At 71.2% G+C, this 24,815-nt stretch carries 15 protein-coding genes; 8 read left to right on the forward strand and 7 right to left on the reverse strand.

Going from position 1 to position 24,815, the window contains the following annotated elements:
* Positions 1-47: 47 nt before the first annotated feature.
* A complete protein-coding gene (locus AB0903_RS26005) occupies positions 48-1,205 on the reverse strand; it encodes a crosslink repair DNA glycosylase YcaQ family protein (protein ID WP_366706722.1) in 1,158 nt (385 codons plus the stop codon).
* 50 nt (positions 1,206-1,255) lie between these two features.
* The gene (locus tag AB0903_RS26010; RefSeq protein WP_366706724.1) at positions 1,256-1,831 is read right to left on the reverse strand and encodes a GNAT family N-acetyltransferase; all 576 of its coding nucleotides are present in this window, start codon (positions 1,829-1,831) and stop codon (positions 1,256-1,258) included.
* 239 nt (positions 1,832-2,070) lie between these two features.
* Here AB0903_RS26010 and secA point away from each other — a divergent pair, with 239 nt between their 5' ends.
* Entirely contained in the window at positions 2,071-4,881 is a 2,811-nt protein-coding gene (gene secA / locus AB0903_RS26015) for a preprotein translocase subunit SecA (RefSeq protein ID WP_366706726.1), read from the forward strand.
* Between the two features lie 969 nt (positions 4,882-5,850).
* On the opposite strand, the gene AB0903_RS26020 is transcribed toward secA, so the two are convergent.
* Entirely contained in the window at positions 5,851-6,279 is a 429-nt protein-coding gene (locus AB0903_RS26020; protein WP_366706728.1) for an Rv3235 family protein, read from the reverse strand.
* Positions 6,280-6,556: 277 nt separating this feature from the next.
* On the opposite strand from AB0903_RS26020, the gene AB0903_RS26025 reads away from it, so the two are divergent.
* Positions 6,557-7,063, forward strand: a complete 507-nt coding sequence (locus AB0903_RS26025; protein ID WP_366706730.1) for a hypothetical protein — start codon at positions 6,557-6,559, stop codon at positions 7,061-7,063.
* Between the two features lie 45 nt (positions 7,064-7,108).
* On the forward strand, positions 7,109-7,780 hold the full coding sequence (locus tag AB0903_RS26030; protein WP_366706732.1) for an HAD family hydrolase: 672 nt from the start codon (positions 7,109-7,111) through the stop codon (positions 7,778-7,780).
* Positions 7,781-7,880: 100 nt separating this feature from the next.
* On the opposite strand, the gene AB0903_RS26035 is transcribed toward AB0903_RS26030, so the two are convergent.
* Positions 7,881-8,447 (reverse strand): DJ-1/PfpI family protein, encoded by a 567-nt coding sequence (locus AB0903_RS26035; protein ID WP_366706734.1) that lies wholly within the window; start codon positions 8,445-8,447, stop codon positions 7,881-7,883.
* Between the two features lie 372 nt (positions 8,448-8,819).
* Between AB0903_RS26035 and AB0903_RS26040 the strand changes: the two genes are divergently transcribed.
* On the forward strand, positions 8,820-13,751 hold the full coding sequence (locus AB0903_RS26040) for an NAD-glutamate dehydrogenase (RefSeq protein ID WP_366706736.1): 4,932 nt from the start codon (positions 8,820-8,822) through the stop codon (positions 13,749-13,751).
* A 303-nt stretch (positions 13,752-14,054) separates the two neighbouring features.
* Here the strand turns inward: AB0903_RS26040 and AB0903_RS26045 are convergent, their stop codons facing one another.
* From AB0903_RS26045 to AB0903_RS26055, 3 genes are read right to left on the reverse strand one after another with little or no spacing between them, the layout of a single operon-like run.
* The gene (locus tag AB0903_RS26045) at positions 14,055-15,017 is read right to left on the reverse strand and encodes a serine/threonine-protein kinase (protein ID WP_366706738.1); all 963 of its coding nucleotides are present in this window, start codon (positions 15,015-15,017) and stop codon (positions 14,055-14,057) included.
* A 33-nt stretch (positions 15,018-15,050) separates the two neighbouring features.
* Positions 15,051-15,869 carry an ABC transporter ATP-binding protein gene (locus tag AB0903_RS26050; protein ID WP_366706740.1) on the reverse strand — a complete coding sequence of 273 codons (819 nt, stop codon included), beginning with the start codon at positions 15,867-15,869 and terminating at the stop codon, positions 15,051-15,053.
* Positions 15,862-16,779 (reverse strand): ABC transporter permease, encoded by a 918-nt coding sequence (locus tag AB0903_RS26055; protein ID WP_366706777.1) that lies wholly within the window; start codon positions 16,777-16,779, stop codon positions 15,862-15,864. The genes AB0903_RS26050 and AB0903_RS26055 overlap by 8 nt, the downstream gene beginning before the upstream one ends.
* Before the next feature lie 163 nt (positions 16,780-16,942).
* Here AB0903_RS26055 and AB0903_RS26060 point away from each other — a divergent pair, with 163 nt between their 5' ends.
* From AB0903_RS26060 to AB0903_RS26075, 4 genes are all read left to right on the forward strand, one after another.
* Positions 16,943-17,560 carry a TetR/AcrR family transcriptional regulator gene (locus tag AB0903_RS26060; protein WP_366706742.1) on the forward strand — a complete coding sequence of 206 codons (618 nt, stop codon included), beginning with the start codon at positions 16,943-16,945 and terminating at the stop codon, positions 17,558-17,560.
* A gap of 826 nt (positions 17,561-18,386) precedes the next feature.
* Positions 18,387-21,851: a CDP-glycerol glycerophosphotransferase family protein gene (locus AB0903_RS26065; protein ID WP_366706779.1), complete on the forward strand. Its 3,465-nt coding sequence runs from the start codon at positions 18,387-18,389 to the stop codon at positions 21,849-21,851.
* Positions 21,852-21,976: 125 nt separating this feature from the next.
* Positions 21,977-23,233: a glycosyltransferase family 39 protein gene (locus tag AB0903_RS26070; RefSeq protein ID WP_366706744.1), complete on the forward strand. Its 1,257-nt coding sequence runs from the start codon at positions 21,977-21,979 to the stop codon at positions 23,231-23,233.
* 29 nt (positions 23,234-23,262) lie between these two features.
* The gene (locus AB0903_RS26075) at positions 23,263-24,792 is read left to right on the forward strand and encodes a bifunctional glycosyltransferase/class I SAM-dependent methyltransferase (protein ID WP_366706746.1); all 1,530 of its coding nucleotides are present in this window, start codon (positions 23,263-23,265) and stop codon (positions 24,790-24,792) included.
* The last annotated feature ends 23 nt before the right edge of the window (positions 24,793-24,815 follow it).

A 24,815-nucleotide genomic window follows, 5' to 3' on the forward strand; every position in this document is an offset into this window, starting at 1 on the left:
GACCGCGGGGCTGCGCCCGACTGCGTCAGAGGGAGCGAATCACGTGCTCAGCACAGCGCCTTGACCAGGTCCGCGGTGAGCTCGGGCCGGTCGACCCGTTCGACACGGACCGCGTCACAGCCCACCCACTCGGCGGCCTCACGCAGCGCCTGAGCCATCGGTGCCACGGCCTTGGGGGTGTCCAGCGACACCTGCCGGGCCACCAGCGTCGTCCCCTCGCGCGCCGGGTCGACGCGACCGAGCAGTCTCCCCCCTGCGAGCAGCGGCATCGCGAAGTAGCCGTACACCCGCTTGGGTTTGGGCACGTACGCCTCCAACCGGTGGGTGAAGCCGAAGATCCGCTCGGTGCGCGCACGCTCCCAGATGAGCGAGTCGAACGGCGAGAGCAGGGTCGTCCGATGCCGGCCGCGTGGCGGCGAGGCCAGCGCCGCCGGATCGGCCCATGCCGGTTTGGCCCAGCCCTCGACCGACACCGGTACCAGCCCCGAGTCCGCGACCACCGCGTCGAACTGCTCGCCCCTGAGGCGGTGGTAGTCCGCGATGTCGGCGCGGGTGCCGACGCCGAGCGACTCGCCTGCCAGCCGGACGAGCCGGCGAAGGCACTCGGTGTCGTCCAGGTCGTCGTGCAGGAGTGCGTCGGGGATCGCCCGCTCCGCGAGGTCGTACACGCGCTTCCAGCTGCGCCGCTCGGTGCACACCACCTCGCCGTACATCAGCGCGCGCTCGACGGCGACCTTGGAGGCGGACCAGTCCCACCACTCGCCGCCGTTGTTCGCGCCGCCCAGACCGGTCGCGGTCAGCGGGCCCTCCGTGCGCAGCTGCTTGATCACCGCGTCGTACGCGCCGTCCGGCAGGTCGTGGTACCAGTGCGGGCGGGCGCGGTAGGCGCGGCGCCGGAAGGCGAAGTGCGGCCACTCCTCGACGGGCAGGATGCACGCCGCGTGGGACCAATACTCGAAGCTGTGGCCCTCCGTCCAGTACGCGTCCTCGACCGTGCGGCGGCCGACGGCGCCGAGCCGCGCGTACGGAATCAACTCGTGCGAACGCGCCAGCACCGAGATCGTGTCCAGCTGTACGGCGCCGAGGTGGCGCAGTACGCCCCGGACTCCGCCACGCCGGTCCGGCGCGCCCAGGAATCCCTGGGCGCGCAGTGCGATGCGGCGGGCCTCGTCGGCGGAGAGTTCGAGCGTGGGCGGCGTCGTCATGTCCCGCACGATAGAGGGCGCCACTGACAACCCCGCCCGGGGGCAGACGGTCAGGAGCGGGCAGGGAGATACCCGGCGTTGCAGGGCAGGCCCAGGTCCGACGGGAGCAGGCCGCCGATCCACACGTCCCGCAGGGTGTCCTTGTTGAGCAGCGCCGCCCGCAGCTCTCCCTCGATACGGAAACCGGCCTTCTCCGCGACCGCCCGGGAGCCGGTGTTGCCGACCTCGGCCCGCCACTCGACGCGGGTGGCGCCCAGTCCGGTGAAGGCCCAGTGGGACACGGCGACGACGCTCTCCGCCATCACACCCCGGCCCCGATGCTCCTTGCCCGTCCAGAAGCCGATCTCCCAGGTGCCAGAGAAGGTGCGCATGGTCACAGCGACCGAAGCCATCAGCGGGCCGCCGTCGCGCGGCAGCACGGCGAAGGTGCACATGGTGCCGTTGCGCCAGCCGTCCGGGACCATGCGCTCCGTGAACTCGGTCGCGTGCTGCCACTCGTAAGGGGAGGGAACCGTCGTCCACCGCTGGATGTCGGGATCCTGGCAGGCATGGTGGACCGCCTCCGTGTCCTCGGGGGTGAAGGTCCGCAGCAGCAGGCGTTCAGTGGTGAGTGTGATCGGCTCCATACAAGGATTCTGGTCAGCGCGGCAGACCGATGCGAGCACTTTTGCCGCGTTCCCGGCACCTTCCGCGGCTCCCGCGCGTTCATCTGATGGCGGACAGCCGGCCTCAGTGGCCATGGACCTCCCGACGTGGCGGGGTCCTCGCTTACGATGGCCGGTGCGGTGGGGCCTACCTGCCGTGCCCGCGCCAGTGTCCATCACAGACCCAGTGCCAGGCCCGACCGGCAAGGAGACCAACCTCAGTGTCCGTCTTCAACAAGCTCATGCGTGCAGGCGAAGGCAAGATCCTGCGCAAACTGCACCGCATCGCGGACCAGGTCAACTCCATCGAAGAGGACTTCGTCAACCTCTCCGACGCCGAGTTGCGGGCGCTCACCGACGAGTACAAGCAGCGGTACCAAGACGGTGAGAGCCTGGACGACCTGATGCCCGAGGCGTTCGCGACCGTCCGCGAGGCGGCCAAGCGGGTGCTCGGCCAGCGCCACTACGATGTCCAGCTGATGGGCGGCGCCGCGCTGCACCTCGGCTACGTCGCCGAGATGAAGACCGGTGAGGGCAAGACCCTCGTCGGCACGCTCCCCGCCTATCTGAACGCCCTGTCCGGCAAGGGCGTCCACATCATCACGGTCAACGACTACCTGGCCGAGCGTGACTCGGAGATGATGGGCCGGGTCCACAAGTTCCTCGGCCTCGAGGTCGGCTGCATCCTGGCCAACATGTCGCCCTCCCAGCGCCGCGAGATGTACAACTGCGACATCACGTACGGCACGAACAACGAGTTCGGCTTCGACTACCTGCGCGACAACATGGCGTGGTCCAAGGACGAGCTCGTCCAGCGGGGCCACAACTACGCCTGTGTCGACGAGGTCGACTCCATTCTCGTCGACGAGGCGCGTACGCCGCTGATCATCTCCGGTCCGGCCGACCAGGCCACGAAGTGGTACGGCGACTTCGCCAAGCTGGTCACCCGCCTCACCAGGGGCGAGGCCGGAAACCAGCTCAAGGGCATCGAGGAGACCGGCGACTACGAGGTCGACGAGAAGAAGCGCACCGTCGCGATCCACGAGGCCGGCGTCGCCAAGGTCGAGGACTGGCTGGGCATCGACAACCTCTACGAGTCGGTGAACACCCCCCTCGTCGGTTATCTGAACAACGCCATCAAGGCCAAGGAGCTCTTCAAGAAGGACAAGGACTACGTCGTCATCGACGGCGAAGTCATGATCGTCGACGAGCACACCGGCCGTATCCTCGCCGGCCGCCGCTACAACGAGGGCATGCACCAGGCGATCGAGGCGAAGGAAGGGGTGGACATCAAGGACGAGAACCAGACGCTCGCCACGATCACCCTGCAGAACTTCTTCCGCCTCTACGACAAGCTCTCCGGAATGACCGGTACGGCGATGACCGAGGCCGCCGAGTTCCACCAGATCTACAAGCTCGGCGTCGTCCCCATTCCGACGAACCGGCCCATGGTCCGTCTCGACCAGTCCGACCTGATCTACCGGACCGAGGTCGCCAAGTTCGCCGCCGTCGTCGACGACATCGCGGAGAAGCACGACAAGGGCCAGCCGATCCTGGTCGGCACCACCTCTGTCGAGAAGTCCGAGTACCTCTCGCAGCAGCTGAACAAGCGCGGTATCCAGCACGAGGTCCTCAACGCCAAGCAGCACGACCGTGAGGCGACGATCGTCGCCCAGGCCGGCCGCAAGGGCGCCGTCACGGTCGCGACGAACATGGCCGGCCGTGGCACGGACATCAAGCTCGGCGGCAACCCGGACGACCTCGCGGAGGCGGAGCTGCGCCAGCGCGGCCTCGACCCCGTCGAGCACGTCGAGGAGTGGGCCGCGGCCCTGCCCGCCGCGCTCGAGCGCGCGGAGGCGGCGGTGAAGGCCGAGCACGACGAGGTCAAGCAGCTCGGTGGCCTGTACGTGCTGGGCACCGAGCGGCACGAGTCCCGCCGTATCGACAACCAGCTGCGCGGCCGCTCCGGCCGTCAGGGCGACCCTGGCGAGTCCCGTTTCTACCTCTCGCTCGGCGACGACCTGATGCGGCTGTTCAAGGCCCAGATGGTCGAGCGTGTGATGTCGATGGCCAACGTGCCCGACGACGTCCCGATCGAGAACAAGATGGTGACGCGCGCGATCGCCTCGGCGCAGTCCCAGGTCGAGCAGCAGAACTTCGAGACCCGTAAGAACGTCCTCAAGTACGACGAGGTGCTCAACCGGCAGCGCGAGGTCATCTACGGCGAGCGCCGCCGTGTCCTCGAGGGCGAGGACCTGCACGAGCAGGTGCGCCACTTCATGGACGACACGATCGACGCCTACATCCAGGCGGAGACCGTCGAAGGCTTCGCGGAGGAATGGGACCTGGACCGCCTGTGGGGCGCGTTCAAGCAGCTCTACCCGGTGAAGATCACGGTCGAGGAGCTGGAGGAGGCGGCCGGCGACCGTGCCGGGATCACCGCCGAGTTCATCGCCGACTCGATCAAGGACGACATTCACGAGCAGTACGACGAGCGCGAGAAGCAGCTCGGCTCGGACATCATGCGCGAGCTCGAGCGGCGCGTGGTGCTGTCCGTCCTGGACCGCAAGTGGCGCGAGCACCTCTACGAGATGGACTACCTCCAGGAGGGCATCGGCCTGCGCGCGATGGCTCAGAAGGACCCCCTGGTCGAGTACCAGCGGGAGGGCTTCGACATGTTCACCGCCATGATGGAGGGCATCAAGGAGGAGTCCGTCGGCTACCTGTTCAACCTGGAGGTCCAGGTCGAGCAGCAGGTCGAGGAGGTCCCGGTCGAGGCGGCCGGGAAGACCTCGCTCGCCAAGGAGGACGCCGTGCCCGCGGGTGCGGGCCGTCCCGAGATCCGCGCGAAGGGGCTCGAGGCTCCGCAGCGTCCGGACCGGCTGCACTTCTCCGCTCCCACGGTGGACGGCGAAGGCGGTGTGGTCGAAGGGGACTTCGAGAACGGCGACGGGTCGGCGCGGTCGGACGGGATGACCCGGGCGGAGCGCCGCAAGGCGCAGAAGACGGCGGGGCGTCGTCGCAAGAAGTAGTCCGGGTACGTCGTATCCGAGGCCGCCGGGCCGGACACCGTTGGGTGTCCGGCCCGGCGGCGTTGCGGGAGCGGGTGCGGCGTTCTGCCGACGCCGCCGCGCGGAGCGGCCCCCGCCCCGCCGCCCTCACGAAACCGGCTCGGCCCGCGGCGCCGGTACCGCTGCGCGCGGGCTTCGAGGCGCCAGGTGGGCCGGGTGGCGCGAAGGGAGCCGTAACCGCCGCACAGTGCGGGTGGCAGGAGCTGCCCCGTCGGCCGGTCGGGCCGGTGCTGCTGCCGAGACCGGGCTCCGCCCGGACCGTTCACGGTGCTGCCACCCCGCGGCCCCGTATCGCTGCGCGCCCAGGCGACGGTGCCCGGTGCCTCGCTCGGAGCGATCCGCACCCGGACCTGCCGCCGGGCGGGCGCTGCGACGCCCCAGAGCGGCGCGGCGGTTCTCCTGACGGGAGGCGGTTCTCCCGACGGGAGAGGGGCCGCGTCCTCGGGGGCCGGGGCTTGCGCTGTCTTGGGCGGTCTCCGGGGGCCATGGGAGGCGTCTTGGTGGGGTTTCCCGGCGCCCGGTGCGCTCTGCCCTGGCGGGCCGCGCTGAGGACCGCCGGGGCCCGCGGCCACTCCTGAAGAGGATAAAGGCCGCGGGCCCACCTCCAGGCTGCTCGCGGCGGGCCCGGGGCGCCGACACGCGGGCGTCCCGAGTCGGTCCGCATGGGTCCGGACCCGGCCCACCGCGCGCCGGGGCGCTCCTGTACGGGGCCGGGCGGAGCCAGGTTCCGAGGAGCGTGGAAGCCGCCCGGGGCGGTGCCTCAATGCGCGAGTCCGGGCAGAGCCCGGTTTCCGACAAGGCGTGCCCCTCCCGGTGTCGGCACGGCGGCCGGCGACCGGGCGGGGCACCGCCACCGCCTCCGGCGGGGCCTCGCGCAAGGCCGGGCCGGCGCAGGGCACGGCCTGCGTAGGAGGGCCGGAACGTCCGGGGTCATCGGGTGTCCGGGCCGGTGCGTTCGCCGCCCAGTTCCACCGCTGCGCAGCGCCAGCGGAGGTCCGTTCCCTGTTCCAGGCGGAACGCCATCGCGGTGACGCGTTCGCCCGAGCCGATGCGGGCGAACGCCTCGATCACGCCCGGCCGCGGATGGAATTCGCCGCAGTGGCGGACGACCGGTGTCACTCGGTCCGCCGGGCGCAGTGGTGCGCCCGGCGCGAGGCGGACCAGTTGTTCGTACGCCTCGCCGATGGTGTGCCCGAGCATCCAGTGCACGGGGCGCCGACCGCTCAGTACCGCCAGCAGACGATCGGCGAACCAGTAGTGCGGTTTGTGCTGCCTGCCGCGGGCGCGGGTCAGTGCCGCCGCCGCGTGTGCGGCGGGCCTGCGCTGGTCGTGCCGGCCTGCGGGCCTGGTCCTGTCCATATGGAACGCCCCCGATGTGCTGGTCCCGGACTCGGTACCGGGAAGTAGCCTCGACGGGGAACTTCTATGGCGTGCGGACCGGCACCGCAAAGAGACCGGAGACCCGGCGGCCCTGCTCGCGAAAGTCACCTATCAGGGTGACGAGGCCCCGCCGACTCAGGGCCGGAGAGGTATCGAGGGTGTACGGGGTGGACGGCGAGCAGGCCGGTGAGGGCACCTCGAAGGGGGACGCCGCACGTATCCTGAGGGCGTTCTCCGACTACGAAAGCGGCCTGGCATGCGCGTGTACGTCCCCCTGACCCTTCCCGGTCTCGCAGCGGCGCACAGGGCGGGCGAACTCGGTCCCGGCCCGCTCGCCGCCTACGCCGTCACACCCGCTCTGCGCGAGTGGTACGTCTCCGACGACATCGAGGAGCTGGAGTACGCCGCCCTCAGCCGCGCAGCCGCCGCGTCCCTGCGCCTGCTGGCCGGTGCGCCCGACGCGGCCCGGCGCCGCGTCGTGGTGGCCGTCGACGTACCGGACCAGGACGCCGTCGCCGACCCGGACCGGGGGCTCGACGCGGGCGCGCTCGGTGAGGTGCGGATCGCCGCCGCCGTTCCGATGGCCAAGGCGGCGGCCGTCCACGTCGACGCCGATGACGCGGAGGGTGACGTCTCCGCCGCGGTGGCGGCGCTCGGCGCGGCCGACCACGGCGACGACGACGCGCAGTTCACCGTCGACGGCGCAGACGACCACGAGCTGCTCTGGTTCGGCGTGCAGGAGATCCCGAACATCGTCGGCTGACCTGCCCCGGGCTTGGTGTCGTACCCGGCCTGTACGGTTCTCGGCATGGGGATGAAGGGGACGCACGCACATCTGGTCTGGGACTGGAACGGCACACTGCTCGACGACATCAGTGCGGTCATCGAGGCGACGAACGCCGCCTTCGCGGAGATAGGTCTGGAGCCGATCACGCTCGAGCGCTACCGCGAGCTGTACTGCGTCCCGATCCCCCGCTTCTACGAGCGGCTGATGGGCCGCCTCCCGTCGGACGCCGAGTGGACCGTCATGGACGAGACGTTCCACCGGCACTACGTCCGGCACCGGATCGGCTGCGGGCTCACCGAAGGCGTGGAGGAACTGCTGCGCGAGTGGCAGCTCGCCGGCCGGAGCCAGTCGCTGCTGAGCATGTACGGACACGATCAGCTGGTCCCCGTGGTGCGTGGCTACGGCATAGAGCGCCGTTTCATACGCGTCGACGGGCGGACCGGCCCGTCCGGGGGCCCCAAGGCACTGCACATGGAGCGCCACCTCGGTGCCCTGGCGGCGTCGGTCGTGCCCGAGCGCACGGTGGTCATCGGCGATGCCGTGGACGACGCGCTGGCGGCTGCGCACGTCGGTGCCCGGGCGGTGCTGTTCACGGGCGGTTCGCACAGCAGGGCCAGCCTGGAGTCGGTGGGCGTGCCCGTGGTCGACACTCTCGCCGAGGCGGTGGAGGAGGCGCTGCGCCTCGCCTCCTGAGCAGCGCTCGACCCGGCGCCGCCCGGTCGTGGCGCCGCCCGGTCGTGCGTGGCCGGACGTGACGCCGCCCGGACCCGGCGCCGCCCGGACCCGGCGCCGCCTAGCCGGCCGGTGCCGTCGCCCGCAGCACCTTGAGGAATTCCCGCATCCACGCCGGATGGTCCGGCCAGGCCCGTGAGGAGACCAGCGTCCCGTCGACGACCGCCTCCAGGTCCTGGAACGACGCACCGGCCGCCTGCATGTCCAGTTCCAGCGCCGGGTAGGAGGTGACACGGCGTCCCGCCAGGCCGCCGATCGCCGCCGTCAGCAGCGGGCCGTGGCAGATCTGGGCCACGGGCTTGTCGGAGTCGAAGAACGCCTTGAGGATCTTGCGCAGCTCGAGATCGTTGCGCAGATACTCGGGCGCGCGTCCACCGGGGATCACGACGGCGGCGTACGCGCCGGGGTCCACCTCGGAGAAGGCGAGGTCGGCCTGCCAGGTGTAGCCCGGCTTCTCGGTGTACGTGTCGAAGCCCGGCTCGAAGTCGTGCACGACGAACTGCAGCTTCTTGCGTGCAGGGGCCGCGATGTGCACCTCGTACCCCTCCTCCAGCAGCCGCTGGTACGGGTAGAGGACCTCCAAGGACTCCGCGGCGTCCCCGGTGACGATGAGAATCTTCGTGGTCATGGCTGCTCCCCGGTTGCTTGGTTGCCAAGAGGGCCTGTGTCGCTGTCCAGAGTGTCAAACTTCGGGTCCCTCTTTTGTACACATACGGCTCATGACGGTTCGGGGGTGCGGCGGGATAGCCTGGGGGCGTGATCAGCGCGATACGCCGTGGGGGCAGCGAAGCCCCCGGCCTGCGCCCGGAGCGCCACAGCGTCCGGGCGATCGCTGACCCCTCCCGTCCGGACCCTCTCCGCCAGACAGAATTGGCCGATTACGGCTCGGACGACTCTCATCGCGGCATAGCGTCGACTGCGCCCGGACACCCCGGGCCGCAGCGATTCGTCGCACCCTTCACCTACGTCACGCAACGGCGCGCGACAGGAGCCAGAGGACATGCAGACCAAGCTGGACGAAGCCAAGGCCGAGCTGCTCGCACGGGCCGCCCGGGTTGCTGAGAACAGCCCGGCCGGGGGGCACCTTCCGACTGGGACAGAACAGGGAAAGCATCCTGACCGGGACACCCTGCTCACGTACCTCCAGCGCTACTACCTGCACACAGCTCCGGAGGACCTCGCCGACCGCGACCCGGTCGACGTCTTCGGTGCGGCGCTCTCCCACTACCGGCTCGCGGAGAACCGTCCGCAGGGCACGGCGAACGTCCGGGTGCACACGCCGACCGTCGAGGAGAACGGCTGGACCTGCAGCCACTCCGTCGTGGAAGTCGTCACCGACGACATGCCCTTCCTCGTCGACTCGGTCACCAACGAGCTCTCCCGTCAGGGCCGCGGCATCCACGTCGTGATCCACCCGCAGGTCGTCGCCCGCCGTGATGTGACCGGCAGGCTCATCGAACTGCTGCCGTTGCGGGCGAACTCCAAGGACCTGCCGCACGACGCCCTCGTCGAGTCCTGGATCCACGTCGAGATCGACCGCGAGACCGACCGTGCCGACCTCAAGCAGATCACCGCCGATCTGCTGCGCATCCTGTCCGACGTCCGCGAGGCTGTCGAGGACTGGGAGAAGATGCGTGACACCGCGCTGCGCATCGCGGACGGCCTGCCGAGCGAGCCCACCGACGACCTGCCCGGCCAGGAGGTCGAAGAGGCCCGTGAGCTGCTGCGCTGGCTCGCCGCCGACCACTTCACCTTCCTCGGCTACCGGGAGTACGAGCTCACCGAGTCCGACGCCCTGGCCGCAGTGCCCGGCACCGGTCTCGGTATCCTGCGCTCCGACCCGCAGCACGGCGAGGACGAGGCGCACCCGGTGAGCCCGTCGTTCAGCCGGCTGCCCGCCGACGCCCGCGCCAAGGCCCGCGAGCACAAGCTGCTCGTCCTGACGAAGGCCAACAGCCGCGCGACCGTGCACCGCCCCAGCTACCTGGACTACGTCGGCGTCAAGAAGTTCGACGCCGAGGGCAACGTCATCGGTGAGCGCCGCTTCCTCGGCCTGTTCTCGTCCGCCGCGTACACCGAGTCCGTGCGCCGCGTGCCCGTCGTGCGCCGCAAGGTCGCCGAGGTCCTTCAGGGTGCGGGCTTCTCGCCCAACAGCCACGACGGCCGCGACCTGCTGCAGATCCTCGAGACGTACCCGCGTGACGAGCTGTTCCAGACGCCCACCGACCAGCTGCGGGCGATCGTCACCAGCGTCCTGTACCTGCAGGAGCGCCGCAGGCTGCGGCTGTACCTGCGCCAGGACGAGTACGGGCGCTACTACTCGGCGCTCGTCTACCTGCCGCGCGACCGCTACACCACCGGCGTGCGGCTGCGGCTGATCGACATCCTCAAGGAGGAGCTCGGCGGCACCAGCGTCGACTTCACCGCCTGGAACACCGAGTCGATCCTCTCCCGTATCCACTTCGTGGTGCGCGTTCCGTCCGGCACGGAGCTGCCGCACCTCACCGACGCCGACACCGACCGGATCGAGGCCCGGCTGGTCGAGGCAGCCCGCTCCTGGGCCGACGGTTTCGGCGAGGCCCTGAACGCCGAGTTCGGTGAGGAGCGCGCCGCGGAGCTGCTCCGCCGCTATGCGGGCGCCTTCCCCGAGGGCTACAAGGCCGACCACTCGCCGCGCTCCGCCGTGGCCGACCTGGTGCGCCTCGAAGAGCTCAGCCACGAGGAGAAGGACTTCGCCCTCTCGCTGTACGAGCCGGTCGGCGCCGGCCCCGGCGAGCGGCGCTTCAAGATCTACCGGACCGGTGAGCAGGTCTCGCTGTCCGCCGTGCTGCCCGTGCTGCAGCGGCTGGGATGCGAGGTCGTCGACGAGCGGCCGTACGAGCTGCGCTGCGCGGACCGTACGCACGCCTGGATCTACGACTTCGGGCTGCGCATGCCGAAGAGCGTCCCGGGCGGCGACTACCTCGCCGACGACGCCCGCGAACGCTTCCAGGACGCGTTCGCCGCCGTGTGGACCGGCGAGGCCGAGAACGACGGCTTCAACACGCTGGTTCTCGGCGCCGGGCTCAACTGGCGGGAGGCGATGGTGCTGCGCGCGTACGCGAAGTACCTGCGCCAGGCCGGTTCGACGTTCAGCCAGGACTACATGGAGGACACCCTCCGCAACAACGTCCACACCACCCGGCTGCTGGTCTCCCTCTTCGAGGCCCGGATGTCGCCGGACCGCCAGCGCGCGGGCACCGAGCTGATCGACGGGCTCCTCGAAGAGGTCGACGGAGCCCTCGACCAGGTCGCCAGCCTCGACGAGGACCGCATCCTGCGTGCCTTCCTCACCGTCATCAAGGCCACCCTGCGCACCAACTTCTTCCAGCAGGCAGCGGGTGGTGAGCGGCACGGCTATGTGTCGATGAAGTTCGACCCGCAGGCCATCCCGGACCTGCCGGCACCGCGCCCGGCGTTCGAGATCTGGGTGTACTCGCCGCGCGTCGAGGGCGTCCACCTGCGCTTCGGCAAGGTCGCCCGAGGCGGTCTGCGCTGGTCCGACCGGCGCGAGGACTTCCGCACGGAGATCCTCGGCCTGGTCAAGGCCCAGATGGTGAAGAACACCGTGATCGTGCCCGTCGGCGCGAAGGGCGGCTTCGTCGCCAAGCAGCTCCCGGACCCGTCCCTGGACCGCGACGCCTGGCTGGCCGAAGGCATCGCCTGCTACAAGATCTTCATCTCCGCGCTGCTCGACATCACCGACAACCTGGTCGCCGGAGAGGTCGTCCCGCCGGCGCAGGTGGTCCGCCACGACGAGGACGACACCTACCTCGTCGTCGCCGCCGACAAGGGCACCGCATCCTTCTCCGACATCGCCAACGAGGTCGCGGTCGCGTACGACTTCTGGCTCGGCGACGCCTTCGCGTCCGGCGGGTCCGCCGGCTACGACCACAAGGGCATGGGCATCACCGCCCGCGGTGCCTGGGAGTCGGTCAAGCGGCACTTCCGCGAGCTCGGGCACGACTCCCAGACCCAGGACTTCACGGTCGTCGGCGTCGGCGACATGTCCGGTGACGTGTTCGGCAACGGCATGCTGCTCAGCGAGCACATCCGCCTCGTCGCGGCCTTCGACCACCGCCACATCTTCATCGACCCGAACCCGGACGCGGCCCTCTCGTACGCCGAGCGCCGCAGGCTCTTCGACTTGCCCCGCTCCTCATGGGCCGACTACGACAAGACGCTGCTGTCCCAGGGCGGCGGCATCCACCCGCGCAGCGCCAAGTCGATCCCGGTCAACGCGGCGATGCGCGAGGCCCTCGGCATCGAGGCGGGCATCACCAAGGTGACCCCCGCCGAGCTGATGCAGGCCATCCTCAAGGCGCCGGTCGACCTGCTGTGGAACGGCGGCATCGGCACCTACGTCAAGGCGGCCACCGAGTCGAACGCCGATGTCGGTGACAAGGCCAACGACGCCATCCGCGTCAACGGCGCCGACCTGCGGGTCCGCGTCGTGGGGGAGGGCGGCAACCTGGGCTGCACCCAGCTCGGCCGTATCGAGTTCGACCGCAACGGCGGGAAGATCAATACCGACGCGATCGACAACAGCGCGGGCGTCGACACCTCGGACCACGAGGTCAACATCAAGATCCTGCTCAACGGCCTCGTCGCGGAGGGCGACATGACCGTCAAGCAGCGCAACCAGCTCCTCGCGCAGATGACGGAAGAGGTCGGCGCGCTGGTACTGCGCAACAACTACGCGCAGAACACGGCCCTCGCCAACGCGGTCGCCCAGTCGCCCTCCCTCCTCCACGCCCACCAGCGCTTCATGCGGCGGCTCGCACGGGACGGACACCTGGACCGGGCGCTGGAGTTCCTGCCCAACGACCGCCAGATCCGTGAGCTGCTCGGCGCGGGCAAGGGCATGAGCCAGCCCGAACTGGCGGTGCTCCTCGCCTACACGAAGATCATGGTGGCGGAGGACCTGATCAAGACGGACCTGCCGGACGACCCGCATCTGCGCAGGCTGCTGCACGCCTACTTCCCCAAGCCGCTGCGCGAGACGTTCGGCGACGCGATCGACGCGCACCCGCTGCGCCGCGAGATCGTGACGACGGTACTCGTCAACGACACGGTCAACACCGGTGGTTCGACCTTCCTGCACCGGCTGCGGGAGGAGACCGGGGCCACCATGGAGGAGATCGTCCGGGCGCAGACCGCGGCGCGCGAGATCTTCGGTCTCAGTGCGGTGTGGGACGCGGTCGAGGCGCTCGACAACGAGGTCGCCGCGGACGTCCAGACCCGGATCCGGCTGCACTCGCGCCGGCTCGTCGAACGCGGCACGCGCTGGCTGCTGGGCAACCGGCCGCAGCCGCTGGAGCTTGCGGAGACCATCGAGTTCTTCTCCGAGCGCGTCGAGCAGGTGTGGGCGGCGCTGCCGAAGATGCTGCGTGGCGCGGACCTGGACTGGTACCAGGGCATCCTGGACGAGCTCACCGCAGCGGGTGTCCCGGAGGCGCTGGCGCTGCGGGTGGCCGGCTTCTCGTCCGCGTTCCCGACGCTCGACATCGTCGCGATCTCGGACCGCAACGGGCAGGACGCGCTGGCGGTCGCCGACGTGTACTACGACCTGGCGGACCGGCTCTCCATCACACAGCTGATGGACCGGATCATCGAACTGCCGCGGGCCGACCGCTGGCAGTCCATGGCCCGTGCCTCCATCCGCGAGGACCTGTACGCGGCACACGCCATGCTCACGGCCGATGTGCTGTCCGTGGGCAACGGCACCTCGACGCCGGAGGAGCGGTTCCAGGCGTGGGAGCAGAAGAACGCGGCGATCCTGGGACGGGCGCGGGCGACGCTCGAGGAGATCCAGAGCTCGGACACGTTCGACCTGGCGAATCTGTCGGTCGCGATGCGCACGATGCGGCAGCTGCTGCGCACGCACAGCTGATGGCCGGCCTGCGGGCCAGGCGGTAGGAGGTGGATCGGACCCGGCTAGCGCGTGTGAGCGCGGCCGGGTCCGTGGCCTTCTCCCCCGCCCGTTCCGGAACCGGGACCTGCGTGCCGGGCACCTTCGGTAGGCGTGCCCGGTGACGTCCGCCGCCCGCCCCCGGGCTCCGGCCTCGGCTTCGCGGCGGGTGCGGAACGCTTCGCCCCCTGCTTCGGACGGGCCTGCCGTGCACGGGCCTGCGGTCCTGCGGTTCCGCGGTCCTGCGGTCCTGCGGTTCCGTGGGCCTGCGGTCTCAGGCGCGGGTCAGCGGGTGCGGCGGAGGCGGGGGAGCCAGGGGGCGGTGCGGGGGTTTTGAGGGGGGACCGAGAACTTGGCCGACGCGCGGTCGGTCTCCGTGACGGCCGACGCGATCCGTTTCGGAAGCCAGGCGGTGAAGTCGGGCGGACCGCACAGTTCCGCGACCTCTGCCGCCGACGGGCGGTCCTGCGGCCGGGCCGCCAGGGCGGCGCTCAGTATCCGGCGGAGGGCCGGCGGGTGGGCGGAGAGGTCCGGGGGTTCACGATCGGTGCCGGCGATGCGGGTCGCGACGACGAGCCCGCCGCCCTCGCCGTACGGGTGGCGCCCGGCCGCCGCCTCCGCCGCCACGAGCCCCAGCGTGAAAACGTCAGAAGCGGGCGTCAGTTCACGGCCCAGCGCGTGCTCCGGCGACATGTACTTGGGGGTGCCGACCATACGCCCGACGGTGGTCAGCACGGAGGTGCCGTCCGCGGCGCGGGCGATGCCGAAATCCAGCAGCCAGGGCCCCTCGGCGGTCAGCAGCAGGTTCCCCGGCTTCACGTCCCGGTGGATGAGACCGGCGGTGTGCACGGCCTCCAGCGCGCGTGCCGCGCCGGCCGTCAGCTTCAGCACGCACGGCAGGGGCAGCGGCCCGTGGTGGCCGAGCGCGTCGCCGAGCGGCAGCCCCGGTACGTAACGGGTGGCGAGCCACGGCAGTTCGGCCTCCGCGTCGTGGTCGACGACCTGCACCAGATGGGCGCCCCGGACACGCCGCGCGGCCTCGACCTCGCGGGCGAACCGCCGACGGAAGTCCTCGCTCCGGGCGTGCTCGCGGCGGATCAGTTTCAGGGCGACGGGCAGCGCGCCGTCGTGGCTGCGGGTGAGGAAGACGGTGCCCATACCGCCCTCGCCGATGCGCGCCCGCAGCGTGTAACCGGCGATCTCGCGCGGATCGTCGTCCCGCAGCGGCTCCGGCCCTCGACCGTTCATCCCGACCACCCCCTCGGCCGCCCGGCAGGGAGCCTACCGCGCGGTCCCTCCGCCGGACCCGGCTCCGGCCTTGGTGAACTCCTCGTACGCCGCGACGACTTCCTGTGCCGGTCCGTCCATCCGTAGTGTGCCCGCCTCCAACCAGATTGCGCGGTCGCAGCTCTCCGTGATCGTCGCGTTGCTGTGGCTGACCAGGAAGACGGTGCCGGCCTCCTGCCGCAGTTCGTCGATGCGTTCGCGGCTGCGGCGGCGGAAGCGGGCGTCGCCGGTGGACAGCGCCTCGTCGATGAGCAGCACGTCGTGGCTCTTGGCGGCGGCGATGGAGAAGCGCAGCCGGGCCCCCATGCCGGAGGAGTACGTACGCATCGGCAGGGAGATGAAGTCGCCCCTCTCGTTGATACCCGAGAACTCGACGATGTCGTCGTAGCGGTCGTGGATCTCCGCGCGGGTCATGCCCATCGCGAGACCGCCGAGGACGACGTTGCGCTCGCCGGTCAGATCGGACATCAGGGCCGCGTTGACGCCGAGCAGGGAGGGCTGCCCCCGGGTGTGGATCCGGCCCCGCGCGGTCGGGAGGAGACCGGCGACGGCCTTGAGCAGGGTGGACTTGCCGGAGCCGTTGGAGCCGATCAGGCCGATGGCCTCGCCCCGGTACGCGGCGAAGCTGACGCCCTTGACGGCGTGCACCTCGCGTACGCCGGGGGCGGCCCTGCGGGAGACGATCCGGCTCAGGGCGGAGACGGCACTGCCGCGGCCGGTGCGCGCACCGTTGACCTTGTACGTGATGTGGACGCCGTCGGCGACGACGGTGGGAGTCCGTTCCACGGTCGGACGGGTCGGGTTCTCAGCCACGGCCGTATCGCTCCTCCGCCTGCCAGAAGTACAGGAATCCGCCGACTCCGCAGAGCACGGCCCACGTCAGGGCTGCCGCCCAGACGTGCGGCGGCAGCCGGTCCGCTGTGAACGAGTCGATGAACGCGAAGCGCACCAGGTCGATGTAGAGCGCGGCCGGGTTGTACTGCAGGGCGAGCGCCGCCAGTTGCGGAAGGTCCCGGTCACCGACCACCTTGTCGACGGACCACATCACCCCCGACGCGTACATCCAGGTGCGCAGCAGGAACGGCATCAGCTGCGAGACGTCGGGCGTACGGGCGGCGACACGGGCCATCACCATCGACAGGCCGGTGTTGAAGACGGCCTGCAGCAAAAGCGCCGGCCCCGCGATCAGCCACGACGTGGTGGGGAGCTGGCCGAAACCGACCAGGATCGCGATCAGCGCGCCGAGCGAGAAGAGCAGCTGCTGGAACTGTTGCAGGGCGAGCGCGACGGGCAGCGCGGCGCGCGGGAAGTGCAGCGCCCTGACCAGGCCGATGTTGCCCGAGATCGCACGGGTCCCGGACATGATCGAGTTCGCCGTGAAGGTCCATATGAACACGCCCGTGACGAGGAACGGAACGAAGTCGGGGACATGGTCGGCGGTGCCGAGCAGCACGCCGAAGACCAGGAAGTAGACCGCGGCGTTGAGCAGCGGGGTCATCAGCTGCCACAGCTGGCCGAGCCGGGCCTGGCTGTACTGGGCGGTGAGCTTGGCGGTCGCGAACGCGGTGATGAAGTCGCGGCGCGACCAGAGTTGCCGGACGTACGCGGGGAGGGTGGGCCGGGCGCCGCTGACGGTCAGGCCGTGGCGGGCGGCGAGTGCGGCGAGGTCGGCGGGCGGGGGTGTGGGCGGTGCGGGGGGTGCTGCGGGTGCGGCGGTCGTGATGGCAGGTGGGGGAGTGGTGGTTGTGGTCACGTGGGCTCGCCTTCCAGGGGCGTGGGCAGAGGGCTGATCGGGTCGAGGCCACGATGGAACGGGACCGTTTCGTCGCTACGGGGAGGGTAGGACGGCACTACGTCGGAACGCAACCGTTCCGTCGTCGCCGCGTATGCTCCTGTGCATGACGACGGACCCCAGAAGCCCACGCCGCGCACCCGCGGGAGCCGCCGTGCTCCGGGAGGACGTGACCGACGCCATCCGGAGCGCCGTCTTCGAGGAACTCGCCGCCGTCGGCTTCGCCCGGATGTCCATCGAGGGCATCGCGCGGCGGGCGGGCGTCGGGAAGACGGCCGTCTACCGGCGCTGGAAGTCGAAGCTGTCGCTCGTGCTGGACCTGGTCTCCGCCTTCGCGGCGCAAGGGCTGCCGGCGCCGGCGACGGGGTCCTTGTACGGGGACGTGCGGGCGCTGCTGGAGGTCGCCGCGCATGCGCTGCGGCACCCCGTGGCCTCGCAGGTCATCCCCGACCTGCTGGTCGAGTCGGTGCGCAATCCGGAGATCTCGGACGCGATCAAGGCGGCGCTGCTGGACGAGCAGCGGGGGGTGGCGGCGCTGATCGTCCGGGATGCGGTGGCCAGGGGCGAACTTCCGGAAGGAACCGATCCGGACCGGGCGCTGGACGTGATCGTGGGGCCGCTGTACTGGCGGCTGGTGGTGGTGCGGGGTGGGGTGCCGGAGGGGTACCTGGACGAGGTGGCGAGGGGGGCGGTGGCGGCGTTGCGGGCGTGACGTCCCCCCACCCCGCCCCTTCCCGAAACCGGTGCTGCACTCCGGACCGCTTTCACGAGCTCCGCCCCGTGCCCCCGACCGGGCTCCGCGCTCCCCGCGGTGGCCTCGAGTCCCGTGCCGCGCCCTGTGCCCCCCTACCGGGCTCCGCGCCCTGTGCCCCCGTACCGGGCACCGCGCCTCGCGCCCTGTGCCCCCCGTACCGGGCACCGCGCCCTACCTGGCTGCGCGCCCCGTACCGCGCCCTGTGCCCCCGTACCGGGCACCGCCCCGCCGGTGGCCTCGGGTCCCGTGCCGGGCTGGGGCTTGCGGGTCTTGTCGGGGCTCGGTCCCCGGGGCCGGCGCCTCAAATCGCCGTCGGGGCTGATCCTGTCCCCGCGCGATGGGCTGGTTGCCGCGCAGCGGCGATCGTGGCTGGCCGGGGCCCGCTCCACGGCCTCCGGCCCTTGGGGAAGTGCCGGACGGAACCCGCCCCCGCGCGCAGCGTCAGCGCCCGCGCACCGGCCCCAGGCTGTGGGGACGCCCCCGCCGTGCCCCAGTGCGCGTTCCCGGCGAGTGCCCGCCCCGCGCGCAACGTCAGCGCCCGCGCCCACCCGCCCCCGCCGGCGCAGCGGGACACCGCCTCACTTCCGGCCCGCCCGCCCCCGCGTAGCGTCGCACCGCGCCTCCGGCCGGCCGCGGTGCGGGTCACCGACGCACCCCTGCCCCCACCGCCGCGCGCCTCTGCGGAGTCACTCGAGTCACCCGGATGGGGGAATGGGGGTGACCCGAGGGGGATGGGCGGGTTGTTCTCCGCAGCGAACCGTGCTTGAAGAATGGACGTCCCACCATGCCGCTGCGGCTCAGCATCGTCGTTCCCGTGTACAACGTGGAGGACTACCTCGACGAGTGCCTGCGCTCGCTCGCCGGGCAGAGCCTGCGGGACATCGAAGTCGTCGTCGTGGACGACGGGTCGACGGACGACAGCGGTGCGATCGCCCGGCGGTTCGCAGAGGAGGACGCGCGGTTCAGGGTCGTGACGCAGGTCAACGCCGGTCTCGGCGCCGCCCGTAACGCCGGGGTCCGTGAAGCGCGCGGTGAGTTCCTCGCGTTCGTCGACAGCGACGACCTCGTGCCGCCCGAGGCGTACGAGAGGATGCTGGCGTCGCTCGACGCCTCCGGGTCCGACTTCGTCAGCGGGAACGTGAGCAGGCTGCGGGCGAGCGGCAAGGTCGAGCAGTCGCCGATGTTCCGTGAGCCGATGGCGAAGTCCCGTACGGCCACGCATGTCACCCGGCACTGGCCGCTGCTGTACGACCGGATCGCCTGCAACAAGGTGTTCCGCAGGGCGTTCTGGGACCGGCACGCCCTCGCCTTCCCCGAAGGGGTCCTGTTCGAGGACATCCCGGTGATTCTGCCCGCCCACTTCCTCGCCGGCTCCGTGGACGTCCTGCACGACACCGTCTATCTGTGGCGCGACCGGGACGGGTCGATCACCACCCGCAGGGCGCGGCCGAAGGCGGTGCGCGACCGCGCCGGTGCCGTGACCGGGGCCCGCGACTTCCTCGCGAACGAGCCCACGTGGGCGGAGGGCAGGCGCCGTTACGAGCGCAGCGTGCTCGGCAGCGACCTCTGGCTGTTCATGGAGGCGCTGCCGGACGGTGACGACGCCTACCGCGCGGCGTTCCTCGAGCACGCCGGTGCGTTCGCGGACTCCGTCGGACCGGCCGCCCTCGAAGGGCTCCCCCTGCACTTCCGCGTCAAGTGGCAGCTGGTGCGGGAGCGTCGCCTGAGCGAGCTCCTCGATCTGCTCGCCTTCGAGAAGAAGCACGGCCGTGACGTGTTCCGCCTCCGGGGTCTGCGGGGACGCCGCGCCGAGTACCCCGTACTCACCGCGCCCCTGCCGCGCGGAACCGACCGACCCGCGCCCGCCGAGCTGCCGGTGATGTCCGACGTCACCGGGGCGGTGTGGCGCGACGGCAAGCTGCATCTCACGGGCTACGCGTACATCCGCAACCGTCCGGCGTGCGAGCGGCGGCCGGTCACCCTCGGCTGGCTGCGAGCAGGCCGGCGGCGGGTGGTGCCGCTGCGGCTGCGGGCCGCCGAGGTGCCGGAGGCGACCGCCGACTCACGGCAGGAACTGCACGGTTACGACCGAGCCGGTTTCGAGACCGTGATCGACCCGTCGAGGCTCGGCGGGCCTGGCACCACCTGGAACGTGGAGGTCGGCGTCGTCGGCGGCGGGGCGCTGCGCCGTGGTCCGCTGCGGATGCTCGGCAACCGCGCCGCCCCCACCGTGCTCGACGTCCGCGAGGACCTGCGCGCCGTGCCGGTGCTCTCCGGCAACAGGCTGCGCATCCGGATGGACCGCGTTGCCGCACTGTTCACGGGGCACACGGGCACGGCCGACGGGCTGCTGCGCATCGAGGGCGCCGTGCTGGGCGGCGCCGAAGGGCCGGTGCCCGAGGCCCTGTCGCTGGAGAACCTGCGCACCAAGGATCAGCACCTGCTCCCGGTCACGCCACAGGGCAGCGCCTTCACCGCGGACGTGGACACGGCTCTGCTCGGCGACGGCTCGTGGCGGGTGCGCCTGCTGCGCGCGGACGGCAGCCGCGTGCCCCTCGCCGTCCGCGGTGCGACGCCCACCGGCCGCCATCCGCAAACGCGTGCGCACGACGGCGGCGGACGTCGCGACCGCGAGATCGCCGTGACGGCAGACGCTTCCGGCGATCTCGTGCTCGTCGACCAGCCCGTGCAGCCACTGGTCGACACCTTCGACTGGACCGGCTCCGGCGAGCTGACGATCGAGGGGCGGTTGCGGAAGAGCGCGTTCGGCCCGGCCGAGCTGGTGCTGCGGCACAGCGCCACGCAGGAGGAGACCGTCGTCGCCCACGAGGTTCGCGACGACGGCCGGTTCCGCGCCGCCCTCACCCCCGCCGCCGTCGAAGGGCCCGGTGGCCGGCTGCCGCTCGCCGAGGGCCGGTGGTACCCGTTCTTCCGGGAACGCGGCGACAGCGATCCGGAGCGGTACGCGCCCCTCCGTCTGGCGTTCGCCGAGCATGCCGCCGTACCCGCGGTGCGACGCGTCGGCGGCAGGGACTTCACGCTCGACCGCCGCTACCACGACCAGCTCGTGCTCGAGTCGGGCCCCGTGCTGCCGCCCGGCGAGCGCGGTGGTTTCAACGAACGGCTGATGCGCGAACGGGCCGCGGCCCTGCGTACCGGACCGCGCCGGGACACGGTGCTGTTCAGCAGCTTCGACGGCCGTCAGTTCTCCGACTCGCCGCGCGCCGTCCACGAGGAACTGATCCGCCGCGACGTCCCGTTCGAGACGCTGTGGGTCGTCCGCGACCAGCAGGCGCGGCTGCCCGCCGGGGTGCGCGCCGTCCCGTACGGCGGCGCCGAATGGCACGAGGCGCTGGCCACCAGCCGGGCCGTGGTGACCAACACTCAGCTGCCCGACTGGTTCCGGCGCGGCACGGACCAGTTCGTGGTGCAGACCTGGCACGGCACGCCCCTCAAGCGCATCGGCCGCGACCTGCTCGGCACCGACCGGGCCAACCGCCCGTACATCGAGTCGCTGCCGATGCGCGCCGCCCAGTGGAGCCTGCTGGTCTCGCCCAACCGCTTCTCCACGCCGATCCTGCGCCGCGCCTTCGGCTACGAGGGAGAGGTGATCGAGTCGGGCTATCCGCGCAACACCCTGCTGCACGTGCCGGACCGCGCCAAGGTCGCCGCCTCCGTCCGCGAACGCCTCGGCATCCCCGACGGCAAACAGGTCGTGCTGTACGCGCCGACGTGGCGTGAGGACCGTCTCACGGGCGGCGGCCGCTACGCCATGGATCTGCGGCTCGACCTGGAGGCGGCCCGTACCCGGCTCGGGGACGGCCATGTCCTGCTGGTCCGCCAGCACTACCTCGTCAGCGACCGGCTCCCGGACACCGGCGGTTTCGCGCTCGACGTGTCCCGCTACCCGGACGCGGCCGATCTGCTGCTCGTCGCCGACGTGCTCGTCACCGACTACTCCTCGCTGATGTTCGACTTCGCCAGGACCGGCCGCCCGATGCTGTTCCACACGTACGACCTGGAGCACTACCGTGACATCCTGCGCGGCTTCTACTTCGACTTCGAGAGCCGGGCTCCGGGACCGCTGATCCCGGACGGCGCACGCCTCGTCGAGGCGCTGCGCGACCCGGCCGGCGCCACGGCGCCGTACGCGGCGGCGTACGAGGCGTTCCGCCAGGCGTTCTGCGATCTCGACGACGCGGTCGCGGCGGCCGCGGTCGCGGACCGGCTGCTGGAGGCGATCGGCTGACCCGGCCGTACGGGTGATTCCCGCGCCGGGCGGCGCGGAACGCCGCAGCGCAAGGCGGCAGAGCGGCCCAAGTGTGTTTATCGGGTGCGGGATATTGACGTTTCCGATTGCTACGTTCGCCCGCCATGGACCTGCGCATGCGAACCGCGGCGGCGACGTCCGACGTGCGACGAGCCAGGGTTCTCGTCATCGGCGCCGCCGCGCTCGTCTTCCTCGCCAAGACGGCTTTCTCCGCCCTGACGCGCGGACCGGCGGACGTCCGTTTCTTCGAAGCCTTCGCCGCCGCCGTCTCGCAGGTGGGGCCGGTCCGCATCTACGGGCATCCGATGCCCGGTCTGCCCGTCTACAACCATCCGCCGCTCGCGAGCTGGATGCTGTCCGGATTCCATGAACTGGCTGATCTGGGAATTCCGTTCGCGGTACTGATCCGGGCGCCCGCCTGTGCCGCCGATTTCGTTTCCGCCCTTCTGGTCTTCGAGATCCTCCGCCGCCGCCGCTCTCTCGGAACGGCCACGGTGTGCGCACTCGTCTGCGCTTTCCACCCGGTCCTTTTCACCACGTCGGCGTATCACGGGAACACGGACTCGGCGGCCGTCGTGCTCGTCGTCCTGGCCGCGTATCTGCTGACCGACCGCCGTGCCCCGCTCGCCGCGGGCGTCGCGGCCGCGCTCGCGGTGAGCGTCAAACTCGTCCCGGTCGTCGCCGTCCCCGCTCTGCTGGTGGTCGCGGTGCGGGCCGGCAGGCCGGCCGCCGTCAGGTTCTGCTCCGGTCTGGCGGCCGTACTGCTCGTGCTGTGGGGGCCGGTGCTGGCCACCGCGCCCGGGCCGTTGCGGGAGAACGTCCTCGAGTACGAGGGCGGACGCTGGCGGCTGTGGGGGCTCGTGCGGTTCGCCGACCTGGCGGGTGCGTCCGACTCGTTCGTCGAGGGCCTGCACGGCGGCTTCCACTTCCTGTTCGTGCTGCTGTGCATGGCCGCGGGCGCCTGGCTCGCATGGCTGCGGCCCACCGCCCCTGCCGGTGCCGTCGCACTTTCTCTGACGCTGCTGCTCCTGCTCAGCACCGGCTCCGCCGTCCAGTACCTGGCCTGGCCCGTCGTGGCCCTCTGCCTGCTGGGCGTTCGGGAGGCCATCGGCTACGGCGTCGTCGCCGGCACCCTCACCGTCATCGTCTACACGGCTCCCAGCGCGGTCCGCTGGAACGACTGGGCCCTGCACCTTGCCGAGGCGTGCTGGCTGCTGCTCGCCGCCGCGACCGTGACCGGCGTACGCAGGGCGCTCGCGGACCCGCCCGGCCCCACGCCGGGCGTGCCCCTCCCCGTAGTGGCCCAGCGCACCGGCAGGCCGACGGCTCCCGCACGGCCCGTCGACCGACCGCACCGATGACCTCACCGACGGAGAGCGGAGAAAACCGAGTGAAGGAAAGCCCCAGCCCGCGGATCGGCATCCTCGTCGTGGCCTACAACGCCGAATCCACACTGGAGAAGACGCTCCACCGCATCCCCGAGGACTTCCGGTCCCGAGTCGCCGAGATCCTCATCCTCGACGACGCGAGCAGCGACGAGACCTTCACCGCGGGCTGCCGCTGGTCGCAGCTGAAGGGCATGCCGCCGACCGTCGTCATGCGGCACACCAAGAACCTCGGCTACGGCGGCAACCAGAAGGCGGGTTACGCGCTCGCCGCGGAACGGGGCCTGGACATCGTGGTGCTGCTGCACGGCGACGGCCAGTACGCCCCCGAGCTGCTGCCCGAGATGGTCGCGCCCATCGAACGCGGCGAGTGCGAAGCGGTGTTCGGGTCCCGGATGATGCGCTCCGGCAGCGCGCTCGGGGGCGGCATGCCGGTTTACAAATGGCTGGGCAACCGCCTCCTCACGCGCTTCGAGAACGCGGCACTGGGCTCACACCTCACCGAGTTCCACTCCGGCTACCGCGCCTACAGCGTCGCCGCGCTGCGCAGGCTGCCCATCGACCGCAACACCGACGCCTTCGACTTCGACACCCAGATCATCGTCCAACTCCTCGACGCCGGGATGCGGATCAAGGAGATCCCCGTCCCGACCTACTACGGCGACGAGATCTGCTACGTCAACGGGCTGCGCTACGCGAGGGACGTCGTCAAGGACATCATCGAGTACCGGCTCGCGCTCAAGGGCTTCGGCACCTGCCCCTGGGTCCCCAAGCCCGTCGAGTACGCCTTCAAGGAGGGCGACGGTTCCTCGCACTCCGCGATCCTCGGCATCATGCGCACCCTGCCCCCGGGCCGGGTGCTCGACGTCGGCTGCTCCGGCGGCCGGTTCGCCGAGCGCCTGGAAGCGCTCGGCTTCACCGTGACCGGCCTGGACTTCGTCGAGGTCCCCGGCGTACGGGAACGCTGCTCACGGTTCCTCCTGGCCGACCTGGAGGAGGGGCTTCCGCCGGAGACCGGCGCCGACTACGACTATGTGGTCGCAGGGGACGTCATCGAGCACCTGTCCCGGCCCGAACACGTCCTGCGGGAACTGCGGGACGTGCTGCGGCCCGGCGGCCGCCTGCTGCTGTCCGTGCCCAACTTCGGCCACTGGTACTCGCGTCTCCGCGTCGCCCTCGGCATCTTCGGCTACGACCGGCGCGGCATCCTCGACGAGACCCATCTGCGCTTCTTCACCCGCGGCAGCCTGCGCCGCACCGTGCGGGCCGCCGGCTTCGACCAGCTGCGGCTCACCTCGACCGGCGCGCCCTTCTGGTCCGTCCTCGGCGCCGGCGCCACCGCCGGGGCACTGGCCGGCGTCTCCCGGTTCCTCACCCGTGTGCGGCCGACACTCTTCGGCTACCAGTACGTCGCCGTGCTCACCCCGCACGCGGCGCAGACGATCATCGCGGGGGAGCACGTCGATGTACACGACATCATCAGCCGCCAGTACGTCCCGGCCGAGCCCGTCGGCCGAGTGGGCGCCGGCACCTGACCCACGGCACCGACCGCCCACCA

Source organism: Streptomyces sp. NPDC048389 (assembly GCF_040706335.1).
Taxonomy (GTDB): Bacteria; Actinomycetota; Actinomycetes; order Streptomycetales; family Streptomycetaceae; genus Streptomyces.

Coding starts and splice junctions, on each gene's coding strand:
- AB0903_RS26005 (WP_366706722.1), bottom strand. CDS start 1,205: ATGACGACGCCGCCCACGCTCGAACTCTCCGCCGACGAGGCCCGCCGC.
- AB0903_RS26010 (WP_366706724.1), bottom strand. CDS start 1,831: ATGGAGCCGATCACACTCACCACTGAACGCCTGCTGCTGCGGACCTTC.
- AB0903_RS26020 (WP_366706728.1), bottom strand. CDS start 6,279: ATGGACAGGACCAGGCCCGCAGGCCGGCACGACCAGCGCAGGCCCGCC.
- AB0903_RS26025 (WP_366706730.1), top strand. CDS start 6,557: ATGCGCGTGTACGTCCCCCTGACCCTTCCCGGTCTCGCAGCGGCGCAC.
- AB0903_RS26030 (WP_366706732.1), top strand. CDS start 7,109: ATGGGGATGAAGGGGACGCACGCACATCTGGTCTGGGACTGGAACGGC.
- AB0903_RS26035 (WP_366706734.1), bottom strand. CDS start 8,447: ATGACCACGAAGATTCTCATCGTCACCGGGGACGCCGCGGAGTCCTTG.
- AB0903_RS26040 (WP_366706736.1), top strand. CDS start 8,820: ATGCAGACCAAGCTGGACGAAGCCAAGGCCGAGCTGCTCGCACGGGCC.
- AB0903_RS26045 (WP_366706738.1), bottom strand. CDS start 15,017: ATGAACGGTCGAGGGCCGGAGCCGCTGCGGGACGACGATCCGCGCGAG.
- AB0903_RS26060 (WP_366706742.1), top strand. CDS start 16,943: ATGCTCCTGTGCATGACGACGGACCCCAGAAGCCCACGCCGCGCACCC.
- AB0903_RS26065 (WP_366706779.1), top strand. CDS start 18,387: ATGCCGCTGCGGCTCAGCATCGTCGTTCCCGTGTACAACGTGGAGGAC.
- AB0903_RS26070 (WP_366706744.1), top strand. CDS start 21,977: ATGGACCTGCGCATGCGAACCGCGGCGGCGACGTCCGACGTGCGACGA.